Below are 16,103 nucleotides of genomic sequence, written 5' to 3'. Positions count from 1 at the left end.
TAGTATATCATGACCTCACCTTACTGTCAATACTTTTTTCCAAAAAATTTTATTTTTTTGAAAGTTTTTTATTTATATAAAAAATCAGGAGCACAAATGCTCCTGATTCTTCTATAATTTATTTGATGTTTTCAATCTCTTTTTTTGATCTCTATTCTTTTACTTCCAATAGACCGATGTCTCCATCTTCTCTACGGTAGATCACATTTGTTGTATTGTCTTCTGCATCACGATAAATGAAGAAGTCGTGTGCTAATAGATCCATTTGAAGGATTGCTTCATCTAAATCCATTGGTTCTAGATCAATTGTTTTTGAGCGAACAACTTTTTCTGTGGTTGCTGCTTCTTCTACAACTGCATCGGTAAACAATTTACCTGCACCAGATTTAACACGATTTTTCTTTTCGATTTTTGTTTTATTCTTACGAATTTGACGTTCAATTTTATCTACAACTAGATCAATTGAACCGTACATATCTTGAGAGACATCTTCTGCACGCAGTGTAATAGATCCAAGCGGAATGGTTACTTCTACTTTTGCGGTCTTTTCACGGTAAACTTTTAAGTTTACTCGAGCGTCTAGCTCTTGATCTGCCTGAAAATATTTTTCAATCTTTTCGAGTTTAGAAACGACATAGTCGCGAATGGCTTCTGTTACTTCTAGGTTTTCACCACGGATACTATATTTAATCATATTAGTACCTACTTTCTAAACATTATGTTTTTATTTATATGTATATTATAACGCTTTCATAAAGTTTTTGCAAATCTTTTTTTACCTTGCGATTGAAAATGTCTTTATTTCTTTCACACCTTTTTCAATTAGTAGGCGCTTCATTAATTCGATTGTTTTGCCCGTTGTGTAGATATCATCAAAGATAAGATATTTCTGCTTTTTTGAAACCTCTTCTTTTAATTGAAAGTGTTGAGAGGTTTTTAATCTTTCTTCTCTTGTTTTTTTTGATTGGGCTAAGCTGTCTTCTTTTTGGAAGAGACTGCTGTACTTTATTTCTGCAAAATCTAATATAGTCGATACTTGATTGAATCCTCTTTCCTGCTTTTTTTCATGGCTGATTGGAGTCGGTATTATCGTATAGCTTTTATACTTTTTCAAGGCTTTTTTGATGTCACATGCAAATACCATTCCTAATAAACGATCTCCTTCAAATTTATATCGCTTGAAATAGTCCTTCATTGCTGCATTATATCTATATAATGCTTCATGTTCGACCATATTCCCCTTTTGTATCCAGTATTCGCAATCTTTACATACTTTCTCCTCCTTATCTTTATAACATCTAGGACAATGGATTTCGCCAATTTGTTCGAAGTCTTCTTTGCATTCTTTACAAATCCATTCTTCTTGTTGATTCATAATTATAAGATCTATGAAATGTTCACCAGTTTTCAACTCTTTAGTACAAAGCAAACATTCTTTCAAAATCCAGCCTCCTGATTCATTTCCTTTATTTCTTTAATCGCTTTTTTCATTTCTCGTGTTATACCATCTGATAGAAAAAGTAGTTCACCTGTTGGTCTTTCTTTACTTCGACCGACCCTTCCTGAAATTTGTACGAGGGCACTTTTAGTAAATAATTTGTGATTACTTTCTAAAACAAAGACATCTACAAATGGAAAAGTCACTCCTCTTTCTAAAATTGTTGTCGAGACTAGCATGGTTATGGCTCTGTTTCTAAACTCTTCTACCATTCGTAGGCGGTCTGTTGTCTGTGAGGATACAAAACCTACTGTTTCTTTGGGAAAGTATTTTTTTAAGTTCTCAGTGAATTGTTGTCCTAATTCTATTTCAGATACAAAGATTAACAATGGGTAGTGAGTCTGTCTTTGTTTCTTGATCAGTTGCAATAGTTGGTAAGGGATTCTTCCTTTTTCTATTTTTTCTCTCATTTTCGATACCCATTTTATTTCAGGGACCACTAGTGGGTTCCCATGAAATCTTCTTGGAAGACTATAACGAATGATTTCTTTTTTCTTGACCTTTTTATCTAACTCATCTGTAGAGGTTGCTGTTAAATATAGGGTATTCCCCTCTTTTTTTATTGCATTCTGAGCTGCTTTATATAAGATTGGATTGTCTACATAGGGAAAAGCATCTACTTCATCTATAATAAGGAGATCAAAGGCCTGATAAAACTTTAGCAATTGGTGGGTTGTAGCGATCACCAAGGGTGTTCTAAAATAGGGTTCCGATTCTCCATGAAGTAAAGAGATGGGGCAGGAAAAATCTTCCTTCATCCTTCCGTACAGTTCGATACAGACATCGATTCTTGGGGTAGCAATACAGACTGCTTTTCCTGCCTTGATCGCTGTTGCTACAACCTGATACATCATTTCCGTTTTCCCAGCTCCTGTCACAGCATGTACCAAGGCATGTTTCCCTGCTTTAACTGCTTGGATAAGTCCTTCAGATACCTCTTGTTGATAAGAAGTCAAGGCTCCTTTCCATTTTAGCACCTCTTGACCTTCAAAGTCTTGCTGTCCAATAGCATAAAGTTTTTGATCACTCCGGATCCTCCCCAATTGGATACAGGCTCTACAATACAGTACCTCTTCACTCAACTTCCACAGTTTTTGATCAATCAAACTGCCACATCGAAAGCATTGGTACCTTCCATTCTGTTTTTCTATAGCTGGAAGTTCTTGGGCAATTTCTTTTAGATCATTCGTCATTTGACTCTCCGTCAAGAGTCTTCCATAAGAATCTTCTATCTTCATACTTATTAATTCGCAAAAGTTGGAGAAAATCATTCTTTTTTTGTAAAATAAGAATATGGAATATGTTACATTTAAAGAGAACGGCACTGTTCAAGAAGAAATCAAAAAATCAAAATTCATTTGTCATGTCAAGCGAGTCTCCTCTGAAGAGGAAGCTAGAGATTTTATCAATGCCATCAAAAAGGAACACTATAAGGCTACACATAACTGCTCTGCTTTCATCATTGGGGAACAAAGTGACATCAAACGGACCAGTGACGATGGAGAGCCTAGTGGAACCGCTGGGGTACCGATGTTAGGAGTTTTGGAGAATCATCGCATCACTAATAGTTGTGTCGTGGTTACCCGCTATTTTGGAGGTATTAAATTAGGTGCTGGCGGTCTGATTCGTGCTTATGCTGGAAGTGTTGCACAAGCAGTTCGAGAGATTGGACTGGTAGAAATCAAAGAGCAAGTGGTACTTGGGATCACACTTTCTTATTCCCAATACCAAGAATTTGCTAATTTCTTAAAAGACCATCAATTGGCGGAACAAGATCCGATGTTCACAGATCAGGTGATGACAACTATTTTTGTGGATAAAGAAAACACAAGTTCTATCACAGCAGCTTTAGTCGAATTTTATAATGGTAAAGTCATTATTGAGGATCAAGGAATTCGTGAGGTTGAAGTACCCCTATTTTCTGTAGAAAAATAATTAAAATACTATCGGCAACGATAGTTTTTTTTTATCACACCCATAAAATTTCTATATTTTACATTCTTCCCGCAAGGGACTATACTTGTTAGTATCAAGAAAACCTAGAACTGAGGTATATTATGGCTATTTATGAAAATATTACAGAACTGATTGGGAACACTCCGATTGTCAAATTGAACCGTCTTGTTCCTGAAGGAGCTGCAGATGTCTATGTCAAACTCGAAGCTTTCAATCCTGGATCATCTGTTAAAGACCGGATTGCTTTGAGCATGATTGAAAAAGCTGAAGCGGATGGGTTGATCAAACAAGGTGATACCATTGTCGAAGCAACTAGTGGGAACACAGGGATTGGTTTGTCATGGGTTGGCGCAGCTAAAGGCTACAAAGTTGTGATTGTCATGCCTGAAACCATGAGTGTGGAACGTCGTAAAATCATCCAAGCCTATGGAGCTGAACTCGTTTTGACTCCTGGAAGTGAAGGAATGAAAGGCGCTATCGCTAAAGCTGAAGCAATCGCTGCAGAAAGAAATGGCTTCCTTCCTCTTCAATTTGAAAACCCTGCTAACCCAGAGGTACATGAAAGAACAACAGGACAAGAAATTGTTGATGCCTTTGGAAAAGATGGTTTAGATGCTTTTGTCGCAGGTGTTGGTACTGGTGGTACTGTTTCTGGTATTTCTCATACTTTGAAAAAGAATAATCCTGCTGTCAAAGTCTATGCCGTTGAGGCCAATGAATCTGCAGTCCTTTCTGGTGAAAAACCTGGACCACATAAAATCCAAGGGATTTCAGCAGGCTTTATCCCAAATACTTTAGACACTAATGCATATGATGGTGTTCGTCGCGTATCTTCAGAAGAAGCTTTCGAACTTGCACGCGCTATCGGTGGAGCTGAAGGATTCTTAGTCGGTATCTCAAGCGCAGCTGCTATCTATGCTGCTATTGAAGTCGCAAAAGAATTGGGAAGCGGTAAAAAAGTTCTTGCTCTTGCACCAGATAATGGAGAACGTTACCTTTCTACTACCCTTTACGAATTTGAATAATTCTCTATATCAAAAAAACTTCGATAGGTTTCATCAACCTATCGAAGTTTTTATTTTTTTTCTTGTTTGCTAAAGAATACCTTTCCTTCTTTGACCCAGGTCGGCATCTGTTGAGCTAAGGGCGCAAAACCACTCTTGTGGCGGTCATTTGAAAAACGATGGTGTCGAATACTTCGTTGTGGTGTTTCTTCTAGTGTTCTCAAAGAGAGGCTAGCTTTCTTAGAATATTCATCAACATCGATGACTTGGACAAAGACTTTTTCTCCAATTGAAAGAATATCATGAATATTACTTACATAACCACTTCTAATCTCTGAGATATGAATCAAGCCCGTGACACCCGACTCTAGTTCGACAAAGGCACCATAAGGTTGAATGCCTGTAATGGTCCCTTCTAACTTATCTCCAATTTTCATATTAGTCCTCAATCTCGATGGTTTCAATCACGACATCTTCTACTGGCTTATCCATCATCCCGGTCTCAACAGCCGCGATCTCATCCAACACAGCAAAAGAAGCTTCATCCATCAATTGTCCAAATACGGTATGGCGTTGATCTAGGTGAGGAGTTCCCCCTTCTGTCGTATAGATTTCAGCAATTTCTTCAGGCCAGCCACCGCGGACCAATTCCTTTTTCGAATATGGGAGATGTTGATTTTGTACAATAAAGAATTGGCTGCCATTTGTGTTTGGTCCAGCATTTGCCATTGAAAGGGCTCCGCGAATATTGTACAATTCTTTTGAAAATTCGTCTTCGAAGCTCTCCCCATAGATGGATTCACCACCCATACCTGTGCCTGTTGGATCTCCCCCTTGGATCATAAAATCTTTAATAATCCGATGGAAAATGACACCATCATAATAGCCAGACTTAGCAAGAGCTACAAAGTTTGCAACTGTTTTTGGCGCTTGATCCGGGAACAATTGAATGTTCATCTCACCGTGATTGGTTTTGATCACAGCGACAGGACCGTCAACCGTAGCAAGTTCTAACTGTGGTAATGTCAATTCTTTTTCAACCATATTTAACTCCTCTAAGGCATAGAATATGCCATCTTCTTCTAAATTCTTAGTGATATAATCAGCTTTTTCTTGTAACTCTGGGGCAGATTTTCCCATTGCGATACTAATTCCAGCGTAATCAAACAGTTCTAGATCATTTAATCCATCCCCAAATACTAAAACATTCTCTGGCTTCAAGCCCAAATGATTTACAAGATGAGAAACTCCTGAAGCTTTTGAAGCTGCAAAGCGAACAACATCTGATGAATGGGGATGCCACGAAACTAGGCGCAAGTTCTCTTGCAAAGAAGGGGGCAACTCTAGCTCACTATCCTTTTCATCAAAGGTCCACATTTGGAAAATAGGTTCTTTCAAATGCAGATCTGGATCTACTGGTAAGTTGGGATAAATGATGTCAATAGCATCACTGATCAAGGGTGTCCGATTGGACAGAGCAGCTTGATGACTAGCCACTAACCCATAATCAATCTCGGATTCTTTGGCCCAATCCACAAAAGAAGAAACGATTGCTTCATTGATCGGTGATTGGTAGATCACAGTTCCTTTTGTATCTTCTATATAGGCACCGTTTAAGGTTACCAGAAAATCCGGCTTTAAGTCCATGATTTCAGGAACAACCCCAAAAATCCCTCTGCCCGTTGCAATCCCTGTTCGGATTCCTTTTTCTTTCAACTGATGAAAGACATCTTTGACAGATTCTGGAATCAATCCAGTTTCTTTTGCACGTAATGTATCATCAATATCAAAAAAGACGATTTTAACTTTTTTGGCTTTATAACGTAATTTTGCGTCCACTTGTCTCCCCCTTATGATCATGCTCTATTATAGCATGTTTCCTTTTAAAAATCTTCTTGATTCACCAGATGGTGTCGGAAGGCATAGACGACTGCTTGCGTCCGATCACTGACTTCTAATTTTGATAAGATGTTGGAGACATGGGTCTTCACTGTTTTCAGAGAAATAAAGAGTTCATCTGCTATTCGTTGATTTTCATATCCTTTTGTTAATAGAGCTAGAATATCTCGTTCTCTAGCTGTCAAATCATCATGCAATTCAGCATGGTTCTTTCGTGACTCAACTTTTTGACTAACTTCTGTCTCAATCGCAAATTCTCCCTTTGCAACCTTTCGGACAGCCTGTAAGATCTCAGTTGCTGACGAGGTCTTTAAAATATACCCTTTTGCACCGGCATCTAAGACAGGGTAAATCTTTTCGTTATCTAAATAAGACGTCAAAATGACAATTTTAGCTTCCGGCCACTCTTTTAGGATGGCTAGAGTCGCATCGATTCCATTTAGCTCTGGCATCACAATATCCATGATGATGACGTCTGGTCTTTCTTTCAACGCCAAGTCCACCCCTTCTTGCCCATTTTGTGCCTCTAAGACTTGCTCAATATCGGTTTGCATGGACAAAAAGCTTTTCAATCCCAATCGGACCATTTCATGGTCGTCTACTAATAATACTTTCATACAGTTTCCTTTTCATTTTTATCTTTTACAAGAAGGGGAACGCGAATATCCACAGCCACTCCCTTTTGAGGACTCGTTCTTATTTTAATGGTTCCCGCCATGTCTTCTACACGTTCTTGAATATTTTTCAACCCATAACTCAATCGTTCCAATTTTTCCTGCTCAAATCCGATTCCATCATCTACCATCCGTAAATGAAGTTGTTTTCCTTCCTGTTGCAAAAAGACATCCATTTGTTGAGCTCTAGCGTGTTTCAAGGTATTGCTGACAATTTCTTGGACGATCCGAAATAGATGTTCTTCCATTTCTTTTGGAATGCTCACGTCATTATGATGGAAGACAACTGCTAGGTTACTCTTTTCCTTCAATTCTCTAAAAATCATCTCCATACCTTCTACCAAACTTTTTCCTTCCAATTCTGTAGGACGAAGATGTAGGAGCAAGACGCGTAAATCATTTTGGGCTGTACCTAGAATATCTGACACACCATTTAGTTGCTGCTGGATCTGATTTTTCTCTAACTCAAGGGCCTGTGTTGCCACTCCAGATAAAATCATATTGGCTGCAAACAATTCTTGACTAACCGTGTCATGTAGATCACGCGCAATTCTCTTACGCTCGATTTCCACAATTTCTTCCTCATTTCGCATCACACGATTTTCACTTTTTTGTAAATTTTCTTCTAGTCGAAGCAATTTGCTGTCCAATAAATCTAACTGTTGATTCAATTCTTTGGGGGCAATTTCTTTTCGCTGTGAAGCAGTCAGGATAGATTCTACATTTTGTTGTACTGCATGAACCGTTACAAATTGAGTGATTTTAATAATTAAGACAACCAAAGCCGTCAATGCAAGCGTCAGACTAAAAACCAAAAATAGGAATGACTGAAGCAAGGAAAGATCTGAAAGAAGTTTGCCCCACTGAAAACCAACAAAATGGAAAATGGTATGACAAATGACCGCAACCACCATTAGGGAATAGAAATACAATAGGAGATAGTCTAATTTCTTCATGCGCGAATCACCTCAACATCCCCAACAATACCAACTAACACAATTTTTATAGAACGGTGCGATCTCCGATAATGTGCCGTTTCAATGTCTATGGTTTCATTCCTCATTTTACGGACAGGAAGATCCAAAAACTTCAGATCTCCATACAGGGTGTTAATTTGTAAATGCAATTCCAAATCAATCGGTAAGATAATTTTTGTATTTCCAAACCCTTTCCGAATGATCACTACATTGTCCCAATTGCAAATGGCTACCTCCTCTAAATGGAGGGTGTCATTCCCAAAAACTCGGATCACATTCAGATCTCGATACCCTCGACTTTGCTTTGAAAAATGTTGTAAATCACCAATCCATCGAGTTTTTTCCTGACGAATTTTCGTATCCTCTTCAACATCAAACACAACGGCTTCATTTTCCTTATACATATAAGGGTAGGCAATCAATAAACCATAAACCACCGCAAATAAAATGGCTGCAATCACAAAAGGATTCAGCATCACGATAAAAAATAAGAGCACACTCAGCGCGATTAATAGAAAATTCGCTTTTTGTTTGCCAAAATAGTAATACAAAAGGAGCAAAAAGAGAACCATCAAGACAACAAATCTGGAAAAATCGATTGATAAAATGGTGATCGCTGCTAATGTTAACAAAACGGCTTCAACGAAAATAAAAATTTGTATTTTCCACATAGTTTACCTCATCTTTTCCTATTTTATCAAATTTTTCCTCATTTGACTTCCGTCTGTGGTTGGATAATAGCAGACAATCAAAAAGACCCAGAAATCCATCTGAGTCTTAGACTGATTTATTAATCTCCACTAGTTGCACTACTGCTAGAACTTTCTGTATCTGATCGTTCAGCAGAGGACGAACTTGATGTATCTGAACTGGATGAGGCTTTCGTACTTGAAGAAGCTGTCACTTTAGGCTCATATACAGTCAAAACAATTCGTGTTCGGTTAATATCCACCGTACTCGAAACTTCTGGAGTTTGACTGACAATTTGACCGGCAGAAACAACTACCCCATCAGGGAGATGTTCTGTTTTTCTTAATTCGATATTGGCTTCTTTAATACCATAGATCTCAATCAAATTACTTCTAGCAAAATCGTAAGTTGATCCAACATAGTTTGGCATTTCAATTGAAGTCGTTTCTTTCGCTACTTTCAAAACAATCTTGTTTTTTGAATTCAGAGAATATTGCTCTCCTGGAGCTGGGGTTTGTTCAAGAACTGTCCCTGCAGCATAATCGAAGGTATCAACTTCTTCAATCGTGATCATTTTGCTTGATACTTTATAAGTATTTTTCAGATCTACTTCTGCTGCTGCCCGTGTTTCACCCACGTAATTTGGCATTTCAAAGCTGTTTGGTCCTTTTGAAACAATCAAATCAATTCGACTTTGTTCTTTCTTTTGAGCCCCTGCATTTGGATTGGTTCGAATGACATAACCTTCTGCAACCGAATCACTGTACTCTTCCTTCTCTTCACCGACTTGAAGGTCTTGTCCCTCAATAACCGCTCTAGCTTCGGCAATGGTTTTGCCGGAAACATCTGGAACTGTTTTATTGGCTGGGCTCATATACAACAAGAAAGTAAAGGCTGCAAGAACTAGTGCAATGGCAACAAACAAGACCTTGTAGCGCGCCCGCAAGCGTCTTCTTGGCTTTTTACTTGGTGCCATTGTCTGCTGGTCAGATAATGGTCGATTAGGATCTACCGAACTGATTTCACTGCGTACCTCAGAGATTGGAACAGGAGCCGTCTTTGGAGTTGGACTCACTTTTGGAAGAGTCTTTGTATCAGCTTTCGCTTGGTCTTCAAAAACCAGTTTTTTCTCATTTCTTCTCTCATAGGACAAGCAACTTGAAAGATCCACATACATCTCTGCCACTGATTTATAGCGATCCGTCAGTTTTTTAGCTGTCGCTTTGATCACTACATTTTCTAAAGCTTGTGGAACATTCTTATTTTCTTCACGAATAGATGGGAGTGGCTTTTGAAAATGCTGCAAAGCAATTGTGACTGCACTATCTCCATCATAAGGAATGTGTCCTGTCAACATCTCATAGAAAATGATTCCCATAGCGTAGATGTCACTTTGCACCGTAGCTTTTGAACCACGCGCCTGCTCAGGGGACAAATAATGAACCGACCCCAACATCGAGTTGGTCTGGGTCAAACTAGTCTCTGCAAAGGCCACTGCAATCCCAAAGTCTGAAACTTTTGCTGTTCCATCTGGTGTCAAGAGGACATTCTGTGGTTTTAAATCTCTATGGATAATGCCACGCGTATGGGCAAGACGCATAGCTAGAAGGATCTGCCCCATCAAACGAACAGCTTCTTCATTTGATAAAGGAGCATTTTCTTTGATATAGCGTTTCAAGTCTAAACCTGCAACATATTCCATTGCAAGGTATTGTTGTCCTTCTTCTTCGCCAATGTCTGTAATCCGAACGATATTTGGATGGTCCAGCTCTGCCATCGCCTTTGCTTCACGCTGAAAACGCGCAACTGCAATGGGATCCGTCTGGTAATTCGTACGCAGTACCTTGACTGCAACTTCTTCCCCATCTAAAATCAAATCACGCGCAAGATAAACATCTGCCATCCCGCCGCGTCCAATTTGTTGGATGATTTTATATCGCCCGGCAAAAATTTTGCCGATTTGAATCATGCTGCATCCTCCTCAGTAAAGTGGAGCAGTACAACAGTAATATTATCCAAGCCTCCAGCATTATTGGCAAAACGAATCAAGGTTTGAGCTTTTTCTTCCAGTGAAACATCACTCAAGATAATATCTCTGATCTCATCAGGGCCAATCATATTGGTTAAACCATCACTATTGATCAAAATATAATCATCTGCTTCAACCGTCACCAAACCATAATCCGGCTCTAACTCATCTTTTTGGCCAATGGACTGAGTGATGATGTTCCGCTGAGGATGATGGGCTGCTTCTTCCTCTGTAATTTGACCAGCTCGCAAAAGAGCATTTACAAGAGAATGGTCACTGGTCAACTGCTGGTATTCGCCCTGACGAATGAGGCCAATCCGTGAATCCCCAACGTGGGCATAAATCACTTGTCCTTCTACAAAAGCCAAGGCTTCTAATGTCGTTCCCATTCCTTTGTGCTCATCATCTTGCCCAGCCAAATGAATCCGTCGGTTCACAGCTTCTAAATGTTCTGCAAACCATTCCCGTACTTGATTAACCGTCTCGATCTCAGAAGAAACCCAAGCCGCACCTAGGTCTGTGACTGCCATTTCACTAGCAATATTTCCGGCACGGTGTCCTCCCATACCATCAGCAAGAAAAACCATAGATTTTCCAGCCTTGTTTTTATATTGATTTGCATAGTCTTGGTTATTTGTCCGTCTTTGACCTACATCGGTTAAGATCGTAATATCCATACTGTCAGTTTCCTCCTGATATTATGACATTCTCTTAAAACGACTGATAAAGAAGCCGTCACTTCCATATAATTCGGGTGTAATAAGGATACAATCATTTTTAAGAATATCTTTTCTTTCGTGATCCAATGGGACTTGTTCGAAATTTGGATGGTTTTTCAAAAATTGATCTACCACTTCAAAATTTTCTTTCCCCATAATTGTACACGTACTGTACACTATTATACCACCTTTACGCACACTTTGACAAACACTATCCAGAATTGCCAATTGAATAGCTTGTAAAGATACAAAATCTGCACTCTCTTTATTGTACTTGATATCAGGCTTTCTCCGTATCAAACCAATCCCTGAACAAGGCGCATCCACCAAAATTTTATCGAAAGCATCTGGTCCAAATGTTTCAAAGACTTTTGTCGCATCTAACTTCTTTGTCAAAATTTTGTCCGCAACATGGAGCCGATTAGCATTTTCTTGAATCAATTTGAGCTTATGGTCATAGAGATCCAGGGCTGTGACTTTCCCAGTTGTAAGATAAGAAGCCAGGTGAGTCGTCTTTCCACCTGGCGCCGCACAGGCATCTAAAACCCATTCATCTCCTTGCAAATCTAAAGCTGGTGCCACCAATTGACTGGACTCATCTTGAATAGTAATGCGCCCTTCTTTAAACAAGGAATGCGCCGCAAAATGTCCCTGATCTTTCACGAGGGCAGACGGGGCAAGTAGAGAGGAGGTTGCTTCGAGTAGCTGAGCCAACTCTTCTTTTTCGTCCAGATCAATCACACGAATACTGGATTTATTACGCTGATAGAGACTCTTAAAAATAGCACAAGCACGTTCTTCACCGTATTCATCGATCAATGCTTTGATCAACCATACAGGTAGGGAATACTCTACCGAATAACGTTTGTTCTTTCGCTTAATCGTATCAATAGCTGGTAGTCCCTCGCGGAGGAGCTTTCTAAGAATAGCATTGACAAACTTCTCACTGCCTGCTTTACGACGTTTTGCTATCCGGACAGCTTCATTGACGATGGCATGATCAGGAATGCGGTCTAAATAGACAAGTTGATACAAACTCATCATCAAAAGATAATAGAGCCAAGGATCTAATTTCGTCCGGTCTTCAATCACGTGGGCGAGATACCACTCGAGTGTTATCTTTCGTGCTACAGTACCGTAAACAACTTCCGTAACAAAGCTTCTATCTTTATCTGAAAGTTGAGAGTGTTCTAACGCTTGATTTAGGGCAATATTAGAATAAGCTCCCTGCTCAAAAACCTCTTCTAGCACTCGAACAATCTGTTCACGCGCATTCATTTGTTTAACTTCCAAAGTGATCTCCTACTTTCAATTGACGACCCGCGCCATTCAAAAAGTCTGTGGTGGACATTTTTGGTTTTCCTGCCGGCTGCACAACTTTGAGGGACAGCGCGCCTTCTCCTGCAGCGACCACCAACTCTTTTTTGGTCAAAGCAATCACTTCTCCTGGATTTCCATTTCCTTCGCATAGCTCTGCTTCATAAACTTTAAAGCGCTGACCATTTAATAACGTATGAGCAACTGGCCAAGGATTCATCCCTCGGATCTGGTTAAAGACTTGGCGATTGGTTTTGGTCCAGTCCAAAACCTCTTCTTCCGGTAAAATATTCGGTGAAAATGTGACCAAACTTGGATCTTGTGGACTTGGCTTGATCTCCCCTGCCAGGTAAGCTGGCAAAGTATCTAGGAGTAGATCCCGTCCAAGAACAGCCAATTTTTCAAACAAAGTTCCCACATTGTCCTCATCTAAAATTGGGAGAGAACGAGCTGCAATCATGTCTCCGGCATCCATTTCCTTGACCATTTCCATAATTGTAACTCCAGCTTCTTCATCACCATTGATCAGGGCATAGTGAATGGGAGCTCCACCTCTATATTTAGGCAATAAAGACGCGTGGACATTCACCGCAAATTGGAAGTTCTCCAACAATTTTGTCGGTAAAAATTGTCCAAAAGCAGCGGTCACAATTCCATCTGCATCTAGGGATAAGAGAGTTTCCATTTCTGGACTACCCGATAATTTCTCCGGCTGAAGAACTGGTAGTTGATGGTCTAAAGCTACCTGCTTCACCGGGGTCATTCGAATCTCTTTTTTGCGACCTACTTTGCGGTCTGGTTGCGTCACAACTGCCAAAATTTCATAGCGCGAATCTGCTAACAATCCCTTTAAAACCGTCGCTGAAAAATCAGGCGTTCCCATAAAAATTAATTTTGTCATTTCTTTCTTCCTTACATAAAACTTTGAGGTTCATTATCAATACTGACACGTAGATCTTGGTTGCCTCTTTCTTGTGTAAATTCTAAGATTTGATTCAAGACCTGAGTCATGCCTTCTTCGAAACGATATTTCACAATGATTTGATAATGATACAAATTATGTGTGCGTGCAATTGGTTTAGGTGTTGGTCCTAAGATTTGGACCTGATCAGATAAGCCAGATCGGAGAATTTCCATGACCTGATGTGACTTCTCCTTCACCATTTCCTCACTCTTATGAGATAGGGTTAGCCCAACTGTGAAGTAATAAGGCGTATAGCCTAACTGCCGGCGAATCTGCATTTCATAGGCAAAAAAACCTTCATAATCTTGGTCTTTGGCAAATCGAATCGCATAATGATTGGGGTTGTAGCTTTGAATGATAACCTCTCCTTCTTTCTCTGCTCGTCCGGCCCTTCCTGCCACCTGAGTCAAGAGTTGAAAGGTTCTCTCAGAGGATCGATAATCCGGTAAATTTAAAGAAGTATCCGCATTCAAGACACCCACTAACGTCACATTTGGAAAATCCAATCCCTTCGCAATCATTTGCGTCCCTAACAAAATATCCGCTTCTCCATTCCCAAAAGCATCTAATATCGCTGCGTGGCTCCCCTTTTTTCGAGTGGTATCCACATCCATTCGCAGAATTTTAGCTTCAGGAAAGATCTCTTGTAATTCATCATAAGCTTTTTGTGTTCCTGTCCCGTAATAACGAATGGAAGGACTTTGGCAATTTGGACAGTGTCGAGGAATCGCTTTGCTATAGCCACAATAATGACAGTTCATGGTTTTAGTATCCATGTGGAGGGTCAGTGAGATATCACAATTGGGACAAGTATCTACAGTTCCACACTCGCGACACATGACAAAACTGGAATAACCACGGCGGTTCAACATCAAGACAACCTGCTCTTTTTTATGCAAGCGATCAGCAATAGCTTCCACTAGAACCGGAGTAAAGTTACCAGCTTCATTTTGGCCAATATAATCACGAAAATCAACGACTTTAACTTCTGGAATTTTGGCTGCCGGATTGGCCCGCTGGGTCAGACGAATTAATTCATAAACCCCTTTTGTTGCACGAGCCCGTGATTCTAAACTTGGTGTAGCAGATCCAAGAAGCAAGACTGCTTGATTGTACTGAGCCCTTAGGACTGCAACATCCCTTGCGTGGTAGCGTGGATTACTATCTTGTTTGTAGGAAGCCTCGTGCTCCTCATCAATAATGATCGCTCCGATGTTTTTTAAAGGAGCAAAGATGGCTGAGCGTGCTCCAACGACTACCTTGGCCTCCCCACGTTCAACTTTTCGCCATTGATCATACTTCTCACCATTTGATAAGCCCGAGTGTAGAATGGCTACTTCCTGACCAAAACGAGAGATAAAACGATCCGTCATCTGTGGTGTCAGGGAAATCTCAGGGACCAACATAATAGCCGTTTTCCCCTTATTGAGAACTTCCTGAATAATCTGCAGATAAACTTCTGTTTTCCCACTTCCAGTCACACCTTCTAATAAAAAAGGCTTTGATGTTTTCCCAATTTGAGAAACTACTGTTTCGACAGCTTTTGATTGCTCTGAATTTAAAAGCAGAGCCTGGGTCTGTTCTTTGCCTTCATAATATGCAGCCGCCCGATTCACTTCTCGTTCTGTTATTTCTAAAACACCCTGATCAATAAAATAAGCCACTACTTCTCGTGAAAAATCCTGATACAATCCTGCTAAGGGTTGCTCCCCTTGTTCTAGTAACAGGCACTCTTTCAATGCTAGCCTTTTTTTAGCTCTCGCTGATGGTTGAAGTTCTTTTAATCCTTCCTGGTTAACGCGATACCATTTTTCTGTTTTAATTTGTTTCTTATCCTTGGCCTTGTATTCGAGTACCAAATCTCCTTTTCTGACCAACCGCATCACTTGGGCTTGATCGGCCGCATCTAGAGAAGAAAAAGAAACTTCATTTTTTTCACCAAAAAGTTTCACTTTGAGGGTTGGATCTAAAGAAGGTTGAGGATACAAAATCTTATCATAACTCGAATTGAGGAGAGAAGGAAGCATGGTTTTTAAAATCGTGATCTTATAAGAAAAAACACTTTTTCGTAATTGATCTGCCAACCAGAACTGCTCTTGATTTAAGACCGGAGTGTAGTCCAAGACCTCAACAATCGCTTTTAATTCCTCGCTTGTTTCTGCCTCTTCTAAAACATCTACCACAATCCCTTGAATAAGGCGATTCCCTTTACCAAAGGGGACATGAACTCGCATACCTGCCTCCACCATATCCTCAAATTCTGATGGGATCTGATAAGAATAGGGTTTATCTGTCTGCATCAATGGGACATCTACGATGACTTTTGCTATCACTTTTTCACCTCCAGCCTCTATCATATGAGCTTTACTTTATCAC

At 39.9% G+C, this 16,103-nt stretch carries 15 protein-coding genes; 2 read left to right on the top strand and 13 right to left on the bottom strand.

Annotation, left to right across the window (positions count from 1 at the left end):
* Positions 1–151: 151 nt before the first annotated feature.
* The 3 genes from hpf to HMPREF2926_RS02255 all read right to left on the bottom strand — a co-directional run bounded on the left by hpf (position 152) and on the right by HMPREF2926_RS02255 (position 2,736).
* Positions 152–694 carry a ribosome hibernation-promoting factor, HPF/YfiA family gene (gene hpf / locus HMPREF2926_RS02265; RefSeq protein ID WP_021154569.1) on the bottom strand — a complete coding sequence of 181 codons (543 nt, stop codon included), beginning with the start codon at positions 692–694 and terminating at the stop codon, positions 152–154.
* Between the two features lie 81 nt (positions 695–775).
* The gene (locus tag HMPREF2926_RS02260) at positions 776–1,441 is read right to left on the bottom strand and encodes a ComF family protein (RefSeq protein ID WP_070586306.1); all 666 of its coding nucleotides are present in this window, start codon (positions 1,439–1,441) and stop codon (positions 776–778) included.
* On the bottom strand, positions 1,438–2,736 hold the full coding sequence (locus HMPREF2926_RS02255; RefSeq protein ID WP_070586305.1) for an ATP-dependent helicase ComFA: 1,299 nt from the start codon (positions 2,734–2,736) through the stop codon (positions 1,438–1,440). The genes HMPREF2926_RS02260 and HMPREF2926_RS02255 overlap by 4 nt, the downstream gene beginning before the upstream one ends.
* 55 nt (positions 2,737–2,791) lie before the next feature.
* Here HMPREF2926_RS02255 and HMPREF2926_RS02250 point away from each other — a divergent pair, with 55 nt between their 5' ends.
* Positions 2,792–3,433 carry a YigZ family protein gene (locus HMPREF2926_RS02250; protein ID WP_049486060.1) on the top strand — a complete coding sequence of 214 codons (642 nt, stop codon included), beginning with the start codon at positions 2,792–2,794 and terminating at the stop codon, positions 3,431–3,433.
* A 122-nt stretch (positions 3,434–3,555) separates the two neighbouring features.
* A complete protein-coding gene (gene cysK, locus HMPREF2926_RS02245; protein WP_070586304.1) occupies positions 3,556–4,479 on the top strand; it encodes a cysteine synthase A in 924 nt (307 codons plus the stop codon).
* 50 nt (positions 4,480–4,529) lie between these two features.
* Here the strand turns inward: cysK and HMPREF2926_RS02240 are convergent, their stop codons facing one another.
* The 10 genes from HMPREF2926_RS02240 to HMPREF2926_RS02195 all read right to left on the bottom strand — a co-directional run bounded on the left by HMPREF2926_RS02240 (position 4,530) and on the right by HMPREF2926_RS02195 (position 16,084).
* Positions 4,530–4,895 (bottom strand): S1 RNA-binding domain-containing protein, encoded by a 366-nt coding sequence (locus tag HMPREF2926_RS02240; RefSeq protein WP_023920312.1) that lies wholly within the window; start codon positions 4,893–4,895, stop codon positions 4,530–4,532.
* A 1-nt stretch (position 4,896) separates the two neighbouring features.
* A complete protein-coding gene (locus tag HMPREF2926_RS02235) occupies positions 4,897–6,297 on the bottom strand; it encodes a bifunctional Cof-type HAD-IIB family hydrolase/peptidylprolyl isomerase (RefSeq protein ID WP_070586303.1) in 1,401 nt (466 codons plus the stop codon).
* A gap of 44 nt (positions 6,298–6,341) precedes the next feature.
* The gene (locus HMPREF2926_RS02230) at positions 6,342–6,974 is read right to left on the bottom strand and encodes a response regulator transcription factor (protein WP_049473347.1); all 633 of its coding nucleotides are present in this window, start codon (positions 6,972–6,974) and stop codon (positions 6,342–6,344) included.
* Entirely contained in the window at positions 6,971–7,987 is a 1,017-nt protein-coding gene (locus tag HMPREF2926_RS02225) for an envelope stress sensor histidine kinase LiaS (protein ID WP_070586302.1), read from the bottom strand. The genes HMPREF2926_RS02230 and HMPREF2926_RS02225 overlap by 4 nt, the downstream gene beginning before the upstream one ends.
* Positions 7,984–8,679 (bottom strand): cell wall-active antibiotics response protein LiaF, encoded by a 696-nt coding sequence (liaF, locus tag HMPREF2926_RS02220; protein ID WP_003003865.1) that lies wholly within the window; start codon positions 8,677–8,679, stop codon positions 7,984–7,986. Before liaF ends, HMPREF2926_RS02225 begins: the two co-directional genes overlap by 4 nt.
* A gap of 119 nt (positions 8,680–8,798) precedes the next feature.
* A complete protein-coding gene (pknB, locus tag HMPREF2926_RS02215; protein ID WP_070586301.1) occupies positions 8,799–10,667 on the bottom strand; it encodes a Stk1 family PASTA domain-containing Ser/Thr kinase in 1,869 nt (622 codons plus the stop codon).
* Positions 10,664–11,404, bottom strand: coding sequence for a Stp1/IreP family PP2C-type Ser/Thr phosphatase (locus HMPREF2926_RS02210; RefSeq protein ID WP_070586300.1), 741 nt, complete (start codon positions 11,402–11,404; stop codon positions 10,664–10,666). The genes pknB and HMPREF2926_RS02210 overlap by 4 nt, the downstream gene beginning before the upstream one ends.
* Before the next feature lie 21 nt (positions 11,405–11,425).
* Positions 11,426–12,739 (bottom strand): 16S rRNA (cytosine(967)-C(5))-methyltransferase RsmB, encoded by a 1,314-nt coding sequence (gene rsmB / locus HMPREF2926_RS02205; protein ID WP_070586299.1) that lies wholly within the window; start codon positions 12,737–12,739, stop codon positions 11,426–11,428.
* Positions 12,729–13,664, bottom strand: coding sequence for a methionyl-tRNA formyltransferase (fmt, locus tag HMPREF2926_RS02200; RefSeq protein ID WP_070586298.1), 936 nt, complete (start codon positions 13,662–13,664; stop codon positions 12,729–12,731). Before fmt ends, rsmB begins: the two co-directional genes overlap by 11 nt.
* Before the next feature lie 11 nt (positions 13,665–13,675).
* Entirely contained in the window at positions 13,676–16,084 is a 2,409-nt protein-coding gene (locus HMPREF2926_RS02195; protein ID WP_070586297.1) for a primosomal protein N', read from the bottom strand.
* Positions 16,085–16,103: the final 19 nt, after the last annotated feature.

This window comes from Streptococcus sp. HMSC078D09 (assembly GCF_001813675.1).
GTDB lineage: Bacteria > Bacillota > Bacilli > Lactobacillales > Streptococcaceae > Streptococcus.
Note: the sequence above shows the minus strand (reverse complement) of the source record. Positions and strands in the feature narration are given on the sequence as shown.